16 protein-coding genes are annotated in these 14,135 nt (G+C 69.7%); 10 read left to right on the top strand and 6 right to left on the bottom strand.

Annotated elements, in window-relative coordinates; all coding sequences use genetic code 11:
- The coding region (locus VFF46_RS40650) for a DUF308 domain-containing protein (protein ID WP_414673097.1) at window positions 1–140 on the bottom strand (140 nt) is incomplete at its 3' end.
- A 132-nt stretch (window positions 141–272) separates the two neighbouring features.
- Between VFF46_RS40650 and VFF46_RS27315 the strand changes: the two genes are divergently transcribed.
- Complete coding sequence (locus VFF46_RS27315) at window positions 273–785, top strand: 2'-5' RNA ligase family protein (protein WP_325040088.1); 513 nt, start codon at window positions 273–275, stop codon at window positions 783–785.
- Here the strand turns inward: VFF46_RS27315 and VFF46_RS27310 are convergent, their stop codons facing one another.
- A complete protein-coding gene (locus tag VFF46_RS27310) occupies window positions 786–1,505 on the bottom strand; it encodes an IclR family transcriptional regulator (protein ID WP_130387568.1) in 720 nt (239 codons plus the stop codon). It lies immediately after the preceding gene.
- Window positions 1,506–1,616: 111 nt separating this feature from the next.
- On the opposite strand from VFF46_RS27310, the gene leuC reads away from it, so the two are divergent.
- From leuC to VFF46_RS27290, 4 genes are all read left to right on the top strand, one after another.
- Window positions 1,617–3,041, top strand: coding sequence for a 3-isopropylmalate dehydratase large subunit (leuC, locus tag VFF46_RS27305; protein WP_325040087.1), 1,425 nt, complete (start codon window positions 1,617–1,619; stop codon window positions 3,039–3,041).
- Between the two features lie 14 nt (window positions 3,042–3,055).
- Complete coding sequence (leuD, locus tag VFF46_RS27300; protein WP_325040086.1) at window positions 3,056–3,655, top strand: 3-isopropylmalate dehydratase small subunit; 600 nt, start codon at window positions 3,056–3,058, stop codon at window positions 3,653–3,655.
- A gap of 278 nt (window positions 3,656–3,933) precedes the next feature.
- Entirely contained in the window at window positions 3,934–5,100 is a 1,167-nt protein-coding gene (corA, locus tag VFF46_RS27295; protein ID WP_325040085.1) for a magnesium/cobalt transporter CorA, read from the top strand.
- A 180-nt stretch (window positions 5,101–5,280) separates the two neighbouring features.
- Window positions 5,281–5,850, top strand: a complete 570-nt coding sequence (locus VFF46_RS27290; RefSeq protein WP_131291739.1) for an HU family DNA-binding protein — start codon at window positions 5,281–5,283, stop codon at window positions 5,848–5,850.
- A gap of 102 nt (window positions 5,851–5,952) precedes the next feature.
- On the opposite strand, the gene VFF46_RS27285 is transcribed toward VFF46_RS27290, so the two are convergent.
- On the bottom strand, window positions 5,953–6,159 hold the full coding sequence (locus VFF46_RS27285; protein ID WP_325040084.1) for a hypothetical protein: 207 nt from the start codon (window positions 6,157–6,159) through the stop codon (window positions 5,953–5,955).
- Window position 6,160: 1 nt separating this feature from the next.
- Complete coding sequence (cofC, locus tag VFF46_RS27280; RefSeq protein WP_325040083.1) at window positions 6,161–6,832, bottom strand: 2-phospho-L-lactate guanylyltransferase; 672 nt, start codon at window positions 6,830–6,832, stop codon at window positions 6,161–6,163.
- Between the two features lie 16 nt (window positions 6,833–6,848).
- Between cofC and VFF46_RS27275 the strand changes: the two genes are divergently transcribed.
- From VFF46_RS27275 to VFF46_RS27265, 3 genes are read left to right on the top strand one after another with little or no spacing between them, the layout of a single operon-like run.
- Window positions 6,849–7,631, top strand: a complete 783-nt coding sequence (locus VFF46_RS27275) for a lysophospholipid acyltransferase family protein (protein ID WP_325040082.1) — start codon at window positions 6,849–6,851, stop codon at window positions 7,629–7,631.
- Entirely contained in the window at window positions 7,628–8,632 is a 1,005-nt protein-coding gene (locus VFF46_RS27270; RefSeq protein WP_325040081.1) for an NAD(P)H-dependent glycerol-3-phosphate dehydrogenase, read from the top strand. Before VFF46_RS27275 ends, VFF46_RS27270 begins: the two co-directional genes overlap by 4 nt.
- The gene (locus tag VFF46_RS27265; protein WP_325040089.1) at window positions 8,629–9,546 is read left to right on the top strand and encodes an aminoglycoside phosphotransferase family protein; all 918 of its coding nucleotides are present in this window, start codon (window positions 8,629–8,631) and stop codon (window positions 9,544–9,546) included. The genes VFF46_RS27270 and VFF46_RS27265 overlap by 4 nt, the downstream gene beginning before the upstream one ends.
- A 76-nt stretch (window positions 9,547–9,622) precedes the next feature.
- On the opposite strand, the gene VFF46_RS27260 is transcribed toward VFF46_RS27265, so the two are convergent.
- Window positions 9,623–10,738, bottom strand: coding sequence for an ROK family protein (locus VFF46_RS27260; protein ID WP_325040080.1), 1,116 nt, complete (start codon window positions 10,736–10,738; stop codon window positions 9,623–9,625).
- 76 nt (window positions 10,739–10,814) lie between these two features.
- Here VFF46_RS27260 and VFF46_RS27255 point away from each other — a divergent pair, with 76 nt between their 5' ends.
- Window positions 10,815–11,921: a Gfo/Idh/MocA family oxidoreductase gene (locus VFF46_RS27255; RefSeq protein ID WP_325040079.1), complete on the top strand. Its 1,107-nt coding sequence runs from the start codon at window positions 10,815–10,817 to the stop codon at window positions 11,919–11,921.
- Between the two features lie 8 nt (window positions 11,922–11,929).
- Window positions 11,930–12,937 carry a sugar phosphate isomerase/epimerase family protein gene (locus VFF46_RS27250; RefSeq protein WP_325040078.1) on the top strand — a complete coding sequence of 336 codons (1,008 nt, stop codon included), beginning with the start codon at window positions 11,930–11,932 and terminating at the stop codon, window positions 12,935–12,937.
- Here VFF46_RS27250 and VFF46_RS27245 read toward each other — a convergent pair whose 3' ends face one another.
- Window positions 12,938–14,119: an MFS transporter gene (locus VFF46_RS27245; protein ID WP_325040077.1), complete on the bottom strand. Its 1,182-nt coding sequence runs from the start codon at window positions 14,117–14,119 to the stop codon at window positions 12,938–12,940.
- Between the last annotated feature and the right edge of the window lie 16 nt (window positions 14,120–14,135).

Genomic DNA, 14,135 nt, shown 5'->3' with positions numbered 1-14,135 from the left:
AACGCCTGGGCGATCGAGCCGATGCCGTCGGTGAGCGCCCAGATGCCCCACAGCAGCGCGAACGCGATCGCCGTCGAGATCGGCCACGCGATCGCCAGGATTCCGAACACGATGCCCAATGCACCCCGGACGAGCAACATCTTCCAGCCGAGAGTCAGCCAGTCCCGCTCCATGTCAGACCTCCTCGAAGGCCCGGCACGCGGTGCACCGGCACCTGAACTCATGGTGACCTGCCGGAGACCCCACGGCAATCACCGACTTACCGTGGACGGGTGGCACTTGCCGTCTGTCTCCTCTTCGACCGTCGCACCGACCGCCTCCTCCGAGCGCTCTGGGACCGGCTGGAGGATCTCGGCGTACCGACGCTGAAGTCGCACACCCACGGCAGGCACGTGCCGCATCTGTCGCTGTCCGTCCTGCGGGAGTGGGACCGGGACGAGGTGACGAAAGCAGTCCGGCCGCTGCTCGCGGCGCAGCGGCCGGAGTTGTACTTCGACGCGCTCGGCACCTTCCGTCGAGGACGGGCCTGGCTCGCGCCGGCGGTCGGTTCCGAGGTACTGCGTTTGCAAGAGGACGTGGTGTCAGCCGTCACCGGAACAGGTGCCGACCTGCACCGGCACTACCTGCCCGGCAGGTGGGTGCCGCATTGCACGCTGGCCCCGCGTGTTCCGTTGGTTGCCCTGCCGGTGCTGACGGCGGCGGTGTACGACGTACTGCCGCTGGAAGCCACGGCTGACCGTGCTGCTCTGGTCGACAGTGGGACGGGAGAGGTCTGGCCGCTCTAGTTACTCGGACGCCCTGCGGAGGGCTTCGGACAGGCGCTCGGCGGCAGCCATGACAGCCGGAGCGTGCATTCGGCCGGGCTGGCGGGACAGGCGTTCGATCGGGCCGGAGACCGAGACCGCCGCGATCACCTTGCCGCTGGGGGAGCGGACGGGGGCCGAGACCGAGGCGACGCCCTGCTCGCGTTCGCCGACCGAGTGCGCCCAGCCGCGGCGCCGTACGCCGGCCAGGGCCGCCGCGTTGAAAGAGGCATTGTGGAGGCCGCGGTGCATCCGCTCCGGGTCCTCCCAGGCCAGCAGTATCTGCGCGGCGGAACCGGCCGCCATCGTCAGCTGACTGCCCACCGGCACGGTGTCGCGCAGGCCGGACGGGCGCTCCGCCGCGGCGACACAGACGCGGTACTCACCCTGGCGGCGGAAGAGCTGTGCGGACTCGCCGGTGATGTCGCGCAGTCGCGCCAGCACCGGGCCGGCGGTCGCGAGCAGCCGGTCCTCACCGGCCGCGGAGGCCAACTCGCTGAGTCGCGGCCCGAGCACGAAGCGTCCCTGCATGTCGCGCCCGACCAGCCGGTGGTGCTCGAGCGCGACCGCCAGCCGGTGTGCCGTCGGCCGGGCCAGCCCGGTCGCCGCCACCAGCCCGGCCAGGGTCGCCGGCCCGGACTCGAGGGCGGACAGCACGAGAGCTGCTTTGTCGAGAACGCCGACTCCGCTAGAGTTGTCCATGAGACGATATTGCCGTCTCGAATCGTGGAACGCAAGTCGCTTCGGCAGCCCAATCGAGAGCACTGTGAGCGAAAGCACCTCACCACACACAATTCCTCAAAGGAGAGTCTGATGGGTAGGACGTTGTCGGAGAAAGTTTGGGATGCGCACGTCGTGCGCCATGCCGACGGAGAGCCCGACCTCCTCTACATCGACCTCCACCTGGTCCACGAGGTGACCAGTCCGCAGGCCTTCGACGGCCTCCGGCTGGCCGGCCGTCAGGTCCGGCGGCCCGATCTGACGATCGCCACCGAGGACCACAACGTCCCGACCTTCGACGTGGACAAGCCGATCGCCGACCCGGTGTCGCGGACCCAGGTGGACACGCTGCGGAAGAACGCCGAGGAGTTCGGCATCCGGATCCACACCCTCGGCGACCCGGACCAGGGCGTCGTGCACGTGATCGGCCCGCAGCTCGGCCTGACCCAGCCCGGGATGACCGTGGTCTGCGGTGACAGCCACACCTCGACCCACGGCGCGTTCGGGGCGATTGCCTTCGGCATCGGTACCAGCGAGGTCGAGCACGTGCTGGCCACCCAGACGCTGATGCAGGCCCGCCCGAAGACGATGGCGGTCACCGTCGACGGCGTGCTGCCGGACGGCGTCTCGGCCAAGGACCTGGTGCTGTCGCTGATCGCGAAGGTCGGCACCGGCGGCGGCCAGGGCTACATCGTCGAGTACCGCGGCGAGGCGATCCGGGCGCTCAGCATGGAAGCCCGGATGACGATCTGCAACATGTCGATCGAGTGGGGCGCGAAGGCCGGCATGATCGCGCCGGACGAGACCACCTTCGAGTACCTGAAGGACAAGCCGCACGCGCCGCAGGGCGTCGACTGGGAAGCCGCCGTCGAGTACTGGAAGAGCCTGGCCACCGACGCGGACGCGACCTTCGACCGCGAGGTGGTGCTGGACGCCGCGGAGATCACGCCGTTCGTCACCTGGGGCACGAACCCGGGCCAGGGCGTCGCGCTCGCGGACGTGGTGCCGTCGCCGGACGACTTCGACAACGAGAACGACAAGGTCGCCGCCGAGCGGGCGCTGGAGTACATGGGCCTGACCGCCGGTACGCCGCTGCGCGAGATCCACGTGGACACGGTGTTCCTGGGGTCCTGCACCAACGGCCGGATCGAGGACCTGCGGGCCGCGGCCGGCGTACTGGCCGGGCGGAAGGTTGCCGAGGGCACCCGGATGCTCGTGGTCCCGGGCTCCGGCCGGGTCCGGCTGCAGGCCGAGGCCGAAGGGCTGGCCGACATCTTCAAGGCGGCCGGCGCCGAGTGGCGTGGTGCCGGGTGCTCGATGTGCCTGGGGATGAACCCGGACACCTTGAAGCCGGGCGAGCGCAGCGCCTCCACCTCGAACCGGAACTTCGAAGGCCGTCAGGGCAAGGGCGGCCGGACCCACCTGGTGTCCCCGCTGGTCGCCGCCGCGACCGCCGTCACCGGGACGCTGGCCGCACCGGCCGACCTGCCGCCCGTCGCCGTACCTGCGAACGACTGAGGAGCAAGGGAATCATGGAAGCCTTCACCCAGCACATCGGTACGGCGGCCCCGCTGCGCCGCAGCAACGTCGACACCGACCAGATCATCCCGGCCGTGTACCTGAAGCGGGTCACCCGGACCGGATTCGAGGACGGGCTGTTCGCGGCCTGGCGCAACGACCCGTCGTTCGTGCTCAATCAGCCTGAGTATGAAGGGGTCTCGGTGCTGGTCGCCGGGCCGGACTTCGGCACCGGGTCGTCGCGGGAGCACGCGGTCTGGGCGCTGCTCGACTACGGGTTCCGGGTCGTCGTCTCGTCGCGGTTCGGCGACATCTTCCGCGGCAACTCCGGCAAGGCCGGGCTGCTCGCGGCGCTGGTGACGCAGGACGTCGTCGAGCAACTGTGGACCGCGGTCGAGTCCGACCCGGGGACCAAGGTCACGGTCGACCTGGAGAACAAGACGATCTCGGCCGGGGACGTCTCGGCGCCCTTCGAGATCGACGACTACACGCGCTACCGGCTGCTGAACGGTCTCGACGACGTCGGCATCACGCTGTCGCACGCGGACGAGATCGCTGCGTACGAAGCAACCCGGCCGTCCTTCAAGCCGGCAACCCTTCCGGCAAAGGCCTGAGAGGCCTGAGAGGCCTGAGAGGCCTGAGAGGCCTTTCAGAGTTGTCGTCCCCGTAACGTTCGGGTGGGCGGGGGCGATAACTCTGGTGTTACCCTTGCGTGGTTGTCAGAACAAGGCTTGCGAGACCGGGGAGGTGAGGCGCTCATGAACAGCAGCAGCGATCCCTCCAGACATACCGGTCTCGCTCGGCCTTCGGGGGACTGACTTTCCTCCAGCAGTTGTGGGTCGGGCAGACGTGCGCTCATCACTCGCCTGAATCACCCGCATCTGGAGGACTCATGTCCGACCTGCGCCTGCGCACCTTCCGTGCGTTCAGCCGTACTCCGTCACTGCGTGCCGCCGCGCGCAAGCACGCCGCAGCCGTCGCCACCGCCGGGATCGAGCCGGAGGCCAAGCAGCAGCGCGATCCGCTGAAGCCCAAGGGGCACAGCGTCGTCGACAGCGCGATCTACTGCGGCGGCAACCGGGTCGCGTCCCCGCATTCGCTCGCGGACACGTACTCGGCGCTCCACGACGCCCCGCAGAGCCTGGCCTGGATCGGCCTGTACCGGCCGGACCGCCGCGAGCTGGCGTCGCTGGCGCAGGAGTTCGACCTGCACGAGCTGGCGATCGAGGACGCGAACGAGGCGCACCAACGGCCGAAGCTGGAGCGGTACGGCGACACGTTGTTCGTGGTCCTGAAGGCCGCGCGCTACCGGGACGCGACCGAGGAGGTCGAGTTCGGCGAGGTGCACGTGTTCGTCGGCCCGGACTTCGTGGTGACGGTCCGGCATGCCGAAGCGCCGAACCTGGCCGCCGTACGGCGTCGTGTCGAACGCGATCCGGACCTGCTCAGCCGGGGCGCCGAAGCCGTGCTGTACGCGATCATGGACAAGGTCGTCGACGGGTACGCGCCAGTGGTCGCCGGCCTCGAGAACGACATCGACGAGATCGAGACCGAGGTGTTCCGCGGCGACCCGAAGGTGTCCCGCCGGATCTACGAGCTGTCCCGTGAGGTGATCGAGTTCCAGCGCGCCACCCGGCCGCTGATCGGGATGCTCGAGCAGCTCCGCGGCGGCTTCCAGAAGTACGGCGTGGACGAGGAACTGCAACGTTCACTGCGCGATGTCGCCGACCACGTCACCGAGGTGGTGGAGAAGGTCGACGGCTTCCGCGAACTGCTCCGCGACATCCTGACGGTGAACGCGACCCTGGTCGCCCAGCAGCAGAACGAGGAGATGAAGGGCCTCGCGATCGCCAGCAGCGAGCAGAACGAAGAGGTCAAGCGGATCTCTGCCTGGGGAGCGATCCTGTTCGCCCCGACGCTGATCGGGACCGTCTACGGGATGAACTTCGACAACATGCCGGAGCTGCACTGGCAGTTCGGATACCCGTTCGCGATCGGCCTGATGGCCTTGGTGTGTGGAGGTCTGCACCAGATCTTCAAGCGCCGCGGCTGGCTGTGAAGCACCCCTGAATCTGCTCCGAAAACCCTCCAGGGGCCCGGATCGGGCGAAATTGTGGCCCGAATCGCCTAAAACAAGGCCAAATTGCCGCGTTGGTGTTTGTGCATGGCCTGTTCAGTCCATAACGTTCCTGTGAGATCGAGCGCTGTGCTCGACGCCTAGTGTTCACGGAGGGAAGCAGTGAACAAGAGCCAGTTGGTCGAAGCGCTCGCAGTGCACTTCGACGGAAACCGCCGCCAGGCCCAGCACGCACTGGAGTCGGTGATCGACACCGTCCAGCGCGAGCTGACCAAGAAGGGTGGCAAGGTCGCCATCACCGGTTTCGGTGCCTTCGAGGCCATCGAGCGTGGCGCGCGCATCGTGCGCAACCCGCGGACCGGTGAGACCAAGCGCGCCAAGAAGACCACGGTTCCGAAGTTCCGCGCGGGTGCGGAGCTGAAGGCCGTCGTCTCCGGTGCCAAGAAGCTGCCGAAGCTGGTGGCCCCGAAGCCGGCCGCGACCGCCACCAAGGCGGCTGCCCCGGCCAAGAAGGCCGCTCCGGCCAAGGCCGCTGCAACCAAGACCGCCGCTGCGAAGAAGACGGTCGCCAAGAAGGCCCCGGCCAAGACGGTCGCCAAGAAGGCGCCGGCGAAGACCGTTGCCAAGAAGGCCCCGGCGAAGAAGGCCCCGGCCAAGAAGGTCGTCGCGAAGAAGGCGCCGGCCAAGAAGGCCCCCGCCAAGAAGACCGCGGCGAAGCGTACCGCTCGCTGAGCTTCACGCACTGCGGCACAACGCAACACCAGCGAAGGCCGGTCACCCCACTCCAGGGGATGACCGGCCTTCGCCGTTGTCGGTAGCAACTAGAGCCGGCAACTAGAGCCGGGTGCCGAACTCCACCTTGGTAATTGCCAGATCCGAGCCAGAGCCGGTGGTCTCGATCCGGACCCGTTGGCCGACCCGCAGGTGCCGCACCGGGGTGTCCGCGACCGCGTGCACGGTGAACGGGAGCTCGATCCCGCTGTCGGTCAGCACCGCGCCGGAGAACGTCTCGCCGTCGTACCTGCTCACAGTCGCCTGCATGTCAGCAGGCTAGACCTTCGGTCCCCGTCGCGGCACCGAGGACCAGCGACATCACGTCCGCGGTCGCCGGACCCACCCCGAGCTGTACGGCGTGCGCGAGATCCGCCGCGGTGTCGACGTCACGACGTACCGACTCGATGCCGGCAACCTCGATCGGGACCGCCCCGGACGCCTGGTGGGCCAGGGCGGAGCCGACACCGAAGCGCGGATCCAGCGGTACGCCGGGAGCGGCAGCGAGCAACGTGGTACCGGTGCCGGGCTGGTCGACGACGAACGAGCGCGGCGCCGTACAGGCCGCGAGTACGGCGGTGAGCTCGGTCGGACGAAGGGCGGGCAGGTCCGCGGAAAGCGCCGCGATGCCGTTGCCTGCGAACTCCGCAGCCGCCACAGTGGCTCCGTGCAGCAGCGCTTCGTTGAGCCCGGCGGCGGGCAGGTCCGGCACCACGCGGGCACCGGCCGCGGTCACGTCGGCGCCGACCAGGGGGTCGTCGGTGACGACCAGGACCGCGTGCACCAGGGGAGACCTGAGCGCGGCCGCAGTAGTGTCGACAGCGAAGGCACGGGCCAGCTCGGGACGGTGCTGAGGGTAGGCCGGAGCGAGCCGGCTCTTCGCGATCGCCGTACGCTTCACCGGGATCACCAGGGTCCAGGGAGCGACCTGTAGGTCTGCCATCAGGCAGGATTCTCCCATGACCGACGGCGCATTCGACCACCAGGAGGCAGCAGTGGACAGCAAGGGTGCCGATCCACGGCCGCCGCGCGGATTCTGGTTCGGCATCATCGTGGCGATCGTCAAACCGTTCATGATCGTGTTCACCAAGAGCCGGTTCAGTGGCCGGGAGAACATGCCGCGGCACGGCGGCGTGGTGTACGCCGCGAACCACATCTCGCATTTCGACCCGGTGCTGCTCGGCTATTTCATCTGGGAGTGCCGGCGGATCCCGCGGTTCCTCGGCAAGGCGTCGGTGTTCAAGGTCCCGGTGCTCGGCAGCATTATCAGCGGCGCCGGGCAGATTCCGGTGTACCGCGATTCCGCGCAGGCCGCGGACGCTTTCCGGGACGCGGTGGCCGCGGTCGAACGCGGTGAGTGCGTGGGTGTTTACCCAGAGGGCACGATCACCCGGGACCCGGCGATGTGGCCGATGACCGGGAAGACCGGCGCCGCCCGGATCGCGTTGATGACCGGCTGCCCGGTGATCCCGGTCGCGAACTGGGGCGCCCAGGACGTCATCCGCTCGTACACCGGGAAGATCCGGTTCCGGCTGCTGCCGCGCAAGACGCTGCAGGTCCGGGCCGGGACGCCGGTCGACCTGAGCGCGTTCGAGGGCAAGCCGCTGACCAACCAGCTGTTGCACGAGGCAACCGAGGTGATCATGGCCCGGGTCGCCGAGACGCTCGGCGAACTGCGCGGCGAGGAACCGCCCAAGGAGCTCTACGACCTGCGCAAGGCCCGACGTGAGGAGAAGGAATGACCAAAGTTGCGGTGTTCGGGGCCGGGTCCTGGGGTACGGCGTTCGCCACGGTGCTGGCGAACGCGGGGAACCAGGTGTCGGTCTGGGCCCGGCGAGAGGCCTTGTGCGAGGCGATCAACACCGAGCACGAGAACGCCGAGTACCTGCCCGGGATCCGGCTGTCCGAGGCGATCACCGCGACGCACGACCCGGCCGTGGCGGCCGACGGAGCGGAGGCCGTCGTCCTCGCCGTACCGTCGCAGTCGTTGCGGGACAACCTCGCGGACTGGGCCGGCGTCCTGCCGAACGCGGTCCCGCTGGTCAGTCTCATGAAGGGTGTCGAGCTCGGTACGACGAAGCGGATGAGCGAGGTGATCGCGGAGCTGACCGGTGCCGGACCGGAACGGATCGCGGTCGTCTCCGGGCCGAACCTGGCGCGTGAGATCGCCGAGGGGCAGCCGGCCGCGTCCGTCGTGGCCTGCGCGGACGAGGGGACCGCGGCACGGTTGCAGAAGCTGTGCCACTCGCCGACGTTCCGCCCGTACACGAACAACGACGTGATCGGCTGCGAGCTCGGTGGTGCCTGCAAGAACGTGATCGCGCTGGCGGTCGGGATGGCGATCGGCCTCGGCTTCGGCGACAACGCCCGCGCCTCGGTGATCACCCGCGGGCTGGCCGAGATCGCCCGGCTCGGTACGGCGCTCGGCGCCGAGGAGCACACGTTCTCCGGCCTCGCCGGGCTCGGTGATCTGGTGGCGACCTGCTCGTCGCCGTTGTCGCGGAACCGTACGTTCGGCGAGAAGCTCGGTCGGGGGATGGCGGTCGCGGACATCCTGGAGGGCACCCGGCAGGTCGCGGAGGGCGTGAAGTCCTGCGCTTCGATCAGCGAACTCGCCCACCACCACGACGTCGAGATGCCGATCGCCGAACACGTCACGAAGGTCGTCGCCGGCGAGCTGACCCCGAAGGACATGCTGTTCAGCCTGGTGTCCCGGTCGGCGAAGTCGGAGCGGTGGGGATGATCCCGGAGGCGTTCGCGCAGATCACCGTCCAAAGGGAAGGCGCCGCGGGGGAGGCGTGGCTGGCGGAGCTGCCGGGGATCGTCGAGGGTCTGCTGGACCAGTGGAGTCTTCAGCGCGACGGCGACGTACTGCACGGTCAGGTCGGCGTGGTGGTGCCGGTCGAAGGAGACGCCGTACTGAAGGTGTCGTTCCCACATCCGGGGAACGTGCACGAGCCGGACGCGTTCGAGGCCTGGGGCGGGCGGGGCGCGGTCAAGCTGTACGAGCGTGACGATGCGCGGTACGCGATGCTGCTCGAGCGGGTGCACGCCAGCACGTTGGCGGCGCACGGTGGCGCGGCCGCGGCGATCGCGGGGGACGTGCTGCGGCAGTTGACGGTTCCGGCGCCGGACGGGCTGCCGCGGATGTCGGACAAGGCCGACGAGTGGTGCGAAGAGCTGCTGAAGGACGCGGCAGAGTTGGATCATCCACTGCCTGCGGTCGTTGTCGATCAGGCGGTCGCCGTGGTGGACGAGCTGTGTCGCGTGCAGCCGGAGACGCTCGTGCACGGTGACTTCCACGCGCGGAACATCCTGCGCGCGGACCGCGAGCCCTGGCTGGTGGTCGATCCGAAGGGGTACGTCGGAGACCCGGGATTCGACGCGGCGATCTTCCTGCGCACCCGGGCGTACTACCTGTTCATCGACGACGGCCTGGTGGGCGCCGAGTTGCTCCGGAGCCTGCAGGCCGAGCTCGACGAGTTCGCCGCGGCGTCCGGTGTCGACGCCGACCACATCCGCCGGTGGACCCAGCTGATCGCCGTCCAGGCGTCCTTCTGGGGCCGCCGCCACGGCTACGGCCGCGCCCGCAGCGGCAGCGAGCTCGACGAGCTCGTACGCCTGATCGACCAGGTCGCCATCCACTGGACCACCTAACCCGCCCGGACCCCCTGCCCCACGCCCGCCTCTGGTGGGTGAACCCACGAGAGGAGAAGGCGCGGGTCGGGTGGGGTCAGCTGAGGGTGTGGTTGAGGACGAGGGTGGCGGCGCCGAGGAGGGCGGCGTCGCGGCCGGTGCGGGACGGGACCACGCGCAGGTCGGTGGTGGCCAGGGGCAACGATCGGGCGTAGATGGTTTCCCGGAGGCCGGCCAGCAGGCTGTCGCCGGCCTGGGCGAGGGAGCCGCCGACCACGATGACCGACGGGTTGAGCAGGCTGACGGCGGCGGCGAGCACGGTACCGATCTCGCGGCCGGCCTGGCGTACGGCGGTGGTCGCCTCGGTGTTGCCGGCCCGGACCAGGTCGACGATGTCCTGGCTGGTCCCGACGCCGAGCTTGGTCGCCAGCGCGGCCGCCGACGCGATCGCCTCCAGGCATCCGGTGTTGCCGCATCGGCAGATCTCGGTGTGCCCGGGCGCCTGGATGTGCCCGATGTCGCCGGCCGCCCCGCGCGCCCCGCGATGCAGCCGGCCGCCGCTGATCACGCCCGCACCGATGCCGGTGGCAACTTTCACGAACAGCAGGTGCTCGACGTCCGGGTACGCCGTCGCGTGCTCGCCGAGCGCCATGATGTTCACGTCGTTGTCCACGAGCACCGGCCCGGGCAGCTGCGCGCCCAAGCGGCCGGCCACGTCGTACGAGTCCCAGCCCGGCATGATCGGCGGATGGTTCGGCCGCCCGGTGCTGTGCTCGACCGGCCCGGGCAGCCCGACCCCCGTCCCGGCCAGCTCCGTGACCGAACGACCCGCCGTCCGCAGCAACGCCTGCCCGGCAGCGGCGACCGCGTCGAGGACGACCTCGGGTCCTTCGGCGATCGCGAGTGGTGTCGTCGACCGGTCCAGGATCGACCCGGTCAGATCCGTGAGCGCGACGGACAGATGCGTCGCGCCGACGTCCGCGGCCAGCACGAGCCGCGCGGCCGGGTTGAACCGGAACCGCGCCGGCGGCCGTCCACCGGTCGACGCGGCCTCACCCGACGGTACGACGAGCCCGGTCGCGAGCAGCGCCTCGATCCGCCCGGTGACGGTCGACCGCCCCAGCCCGCTGAGCTCGATCAACTCGGCGCGCGTCCGCGGCTGCCCGTCACGGAGCAGCCGCAGCAGCGGGTCCGCCGTACCGAGATCGCTCATGCACCGGAACTTTCGTCGTACTGGTCCTGGACTTTTGCTTGACAGGGTTCAAAAGGGTCCCATAGCGTCCTTCGACGTGTCCACCAATGCGCGCAAGCTGAAGGTCGGGATCGTCGGCGGCGGGTTCATGGGCCAGGTCCACGGGAGGTCCGCGCTGGTCTCCGGCGCGACCGTCGTGGGAGCTGTCGGATCGTCGCCCGCGAGAGCGGAGGCGGCCGCCGAGGCGACCGGTGCCGAGCGCGGGTTCGCGTCCCTGGACGAACTGCTGGCCGCCGACGTCGACGTGATCCATGTCTGTACGCCGAACAACACGCACCGCGAGGTGACGCTCAAGGCCCTCGACGCCGGCAAGCACGTGGTGTGCGAGAAGCCGTTGGCCACGTCGGTCGCCGACGCCACCGGACTGCAGGCCGCGGCCGGTGAGGCAGGCCTGGTCGGTGCGGTGCCGTTCGTGTACCGGTACCACCCGATGGTTCGCGAGCTGCGTACCCGGATCGCCGCGGGTGAAGCCGGCGTGATCACCAGCCTGCACGGTTCGTACCTGCAGGACTGGCTGGCCGGCGCCGACGACCAGAACTGGCGCGTGGACGACACCACCGGCGGCCCGTCGCGGACGTTCGCGGACATCGGCTCGCACTGGTGCGACCTGACGGAATTCGTCACCGGCGACCGGATCGCCGCGATCAGTGCCCAGCTCCGGACGGTACGGGCGCAGCGCGGCGGCGTGGAGGTGCGGACCGAGGACCTCGCCACCGCGCAGTTCCGGACCGAGGCCGGCGTGGTCGGGACGATCGTGGTCAGCCAGGTCGCCGCCGGCCGGAAGAACCGGCTGTACCTCGAGGTGTCCGGTACCGAGTCGAGCTTCGGGTTCGACCAGGAGGACCCGGACCGGCTGTGGGTCGGCCACCGCGCCGGGTCGCAGCTGCTGACCCGCGACCCCGAGACCCTCAGCCCGCCCGCGGCGCGGGTGAACCGGCTGCCGGCCGGCCACGCGCAGGGATACCAGGACGCGTTCGACTCGTTCGTCGCCGACAGCTATGCCGCCGTCCTCGGGGACGTCCCGGACGGCCTGCCCGATTTCGCCGCCGGAGCACGGTCCGCCCGCGTGGTCGACGCCGTACTGCGGTCTGCCGCTCAAGACTCTGCCTGGATCACCGTAGACAACGCTGTCGACAACTCCTAGGAGTACAGATGCCTCGTCCGATCACTCTCTTCACCGGTCAGTGGGCCGACCTGCCGTTCGAGGAGGTCTGCCAGTTCGCGTCCGAGGCCGGGTACGACGGCGTCGAGATCGCCTGCTCCGGTGACCACTTCGACGTCCAGCAGGCGGTCGACGACGACTCGTACGTCCAGGGCCGCAAGGACATCCTGGAGAAGTACAACCTGCAGGTCTTCGCGATCTCCAACCACCTGGTGGGGCAGGCGGTCTGCGACAACCCGATCGACTTCCGGCACCAGGCGATCGTGCCGTCCCGGATCTGGGGCGACGGCGACGCCGAGGGCGTCCGGCAGCGTGCGGCCGAAGACCTGAAGAACACGGCCCGGGCGGCGAAGAAGCTCGGCGTGAAGACCGTCATCGGCTTCACCGGCTCGTCGATCTGGCAGTACGTCGCGATGTTCCCGCCGGTGCCGGCGGAGCGGATCGAGGCCGGGTACAAGGACTTCGCCGACCGCTGGAACCCGATCCTCGACGTCTTCGACGAGGAGGGTGTCCGGTTCGCGCACGAGGTGCACCCGTCGGAGATCGCCTACGACTACTGGACCACCACCTTCACGCTGGAGGCGATCGGCCACCGGGAGGCCTTCGGGCTGAACTGGGACCCGTCGCACATGGTCTGGCAGGACATCGACCCGGTCGCGTTCCTCTGGGACTTCAAGGACCGGATCTACCACGTGGACTGCAAGGACACCAAGATGCGGGTCGGCGGCGGGCGCAACGGCCGGCTCGGCTCGCACCTGCCCTGGGCCGACCCGCGGCGCGGCTGGGACTTCTACTCGACCGGTCACGGCGACGTGAACTGGGAGGACTGCTTCCGGGTGCTGAACTCGATCGGCTACGACGGCCCGATCTCGGTCGAGTGGGAGGACGCCGGCATGGACCGCAAGATCGGCGCGGCGGAGGCGGTCAACGTGATCCGCAACCTGGCCTTCGACAAGCCGGCCGCCGCCTTCGACGCGGCGTTCGCCACCGACAAGTAGTCAGCGGTTGTCGCGACCCACGACGAAGCCCAGCGTGACCTGGGTGGCTGCGAGTACGGCGAACACGACGAGCGTCGTACTCCAGCCGCCGGTCGCCTGGGTCAGGTATCCGGCGACGACCGGCCCGGCGGCGGCCAGGGTGTAGCCGACCGCCTGCGCCATCCCGGACAGCTGCGTGGTCTCGTGGTGCCCGCGGCCGCGCAGGCTGATCAGTGACAGCGCGGCGACCAGCCCGGCGCCCTGGCCGAGGCCGCCGACGACGGCCCACACGATCGCCAGGTGCGGCGCCACCAGCAACCCGATCAGCGCCAGCAGGATCGGCGTACTCGCCGTCATCAGACCGGCCCGCTGGTTGGTCGGGTGCTTCAGCAGGAACGGGATGCTGAGCCCGCCGATCAGCCCGAACACCTGGAACACGAACAGGTGCACGCCGGTGGCGCGCTCGGAGACGCCGCCGGTCGAGATCTCGATCGTCGGCAGCCAGTTCACGAACAGGTAGAAGCTCGTCGACTGCAGCCCCATGAAGCCAGTCACCAGCCACGCCATCGGCTGCCGCCACACACTCACCTTGGGCGCCTCGTCGCCGCTGGTTGCCGCCGGCAACGGCTCCGGGGACAGCGTCCGCGGCAGCCAGACGATCGCGACCACCAGGGCGAGAGCGCCCCAGACCGCGAGCGACAGCCGCCAGTCGACGGCGTCGGCGATCGGTACGGCGAGGATCGACGCGATCGCGGCGCCGCCGGTGATGAACGCGGTGTAGATCCCGGTCGCCCGGGACACGTGCGCGGAGTAGTCGCGCTTGATGATCACCGGAACCAGTACGTTGCCGACGGCGATCGCGGCGCCGACCACGGCGGTCCCGATCCAGAGACCGGCCTGGCCCGCGTACGGACGGATCGCGCTGCTCGCGGCCAGCACCAGCAGCGAGACGAACACGGCCCGCTCCATCCCGAACCGCCGCGACGCCAGGTGCACCAGGGGAGAGGCAACCGCGAACGCGAGCAGCGGCAGCGTGCCGAGCAGACCCTGCGCGGCCTCACCGAGATGCAGCGCGTCGCCGATCCGCGGCAGCACCGGACCGACCGCGGTCAGCGCCGGACGCAGGCTCAGCGCCACCACGAAGGCGGTCGCGGTGATCAGCGACGACCGCTCACGGGCCACCGGTTCGGTCAGCACTGCCACGACACACCCCTTCAGG

Source organism: Kribbella sp. (assembly GCF_035655035.1).
GTDB lineage: Bacteria > Actinomycetota > Actinomycetes > Propionibacteriales > Kribbellaceae > Kribbella.
Note: the sequence above shows the minus strand (reverse complement) of the source record. Positions and strands in the feature narration are given on the sequence as shown.